General features: G+C 60.4%; 1 protein-coding gene and 1 pseudogene. One reads left to right on the top strand and one right to left on the bottom strand.

The window, feature by feature from the left end; genetic code table 11:
• On the top strand, positions 1-660 hold a 660-nt coding region (locus IVA75_RS00430; RefSeq protein ID WP_247358367.1), incomplete at its 5' end, for an IS701 family transposase.
• 167 nt (positions 661-827) lie between these two features.
• Here the strand turns inward: IVA75_RS00430 and IVA75_RS00425 are convergent.
• Positions 828-914, bottom strand: a pseudogene (locus IVA75_RS00425) (IS5/IS1182 family transposase); the annotation flags it as partial.

Raw genomic sequence — 914 nt, 5'->3', positions numbered from 1 at the left:
ATGATCGCACGTGCGATAGCCGCGTCTGTACCATTCAAGTGGGTTGCCGGTGACACGGTCTACGGTGTTGGCGATATCGAACAGCAGCTACGGCGGGCAGGCAAAGGCTATGTGCTCGGGGTCAGCAGCTCTCATGTCTTCCGATCCTGGGGCAAGCGACAGCCGGTCGCCGGCAAGGCCGAAGACATCGCCCGGACGCGGCGCCCGTCCGACTGGAAGCGCTTGTCGGCGGGAGCCGGAACCAAAGGACCGAGGCTGCATGACTGGTGTTATCTCGAACTGGCCGATCTCGAGGTCGAGCAGTTCAACAGCGCAAATGATGGTTTATGGACGCGCGGTCTGCTGATCCGTCGCCATATCGCCGATGGCGATCTCGCCTTCTTCACCACCTGGTGCCCAGCGGGAACATCCATTGAAACGCTGGTCGCGGTCGAAGGCCATCGATGGGCGATCGAGGACAGCTTTGAAACCGCGAAAAACGAGTTCGGGCTCGATCACAACGAGAGCAGGTCCTGGCATGGCTGGCATCGCCACGTGTCCCTGGTGATGCTCGCCTTCGCCATGATGGCGGCGATCCGCCATCGCGCCAATCCGCCACCGCCCAAAAAAACCAAACGCCGCCCCCCGGCAAAAGCCAAAGCACACCCACGCCGCCGCTGATCCGTTGGTCAATCCAGGAAATCCGCCGCATCGCCATCAGGCTTGCTCGAAAGCGGATCCAACCCGCGCATGTCATCGCATGGTCATTCTGGCGCAGAGCTCACCAGGCTGCCGCTCAGCGCGCGCATCTCAAAGCAAAACGGCAACTGTAATGTTAGGGTTCAGACTCAATTGATCCAATAAGCGACGAGAGCGGCGAGGTGGACGGCGGCCAAGAAGTTTCTGGCAAGTTTGTCGTAGCGAGTAGCAACACG

It is taken from the genome of Bradyrhizobium sp. 134, assembly GCF_023074155.1.
Classification (GTDB): domain Bacteria; phylum Pseudomonadota; class Alphaproteobacteria; order Rhizobiales; family Xanthobacteraceae; genus Bradyrhizobium.
This window is presented reverse-complemented; position numbering and strand designations above follow the sequence as displayed.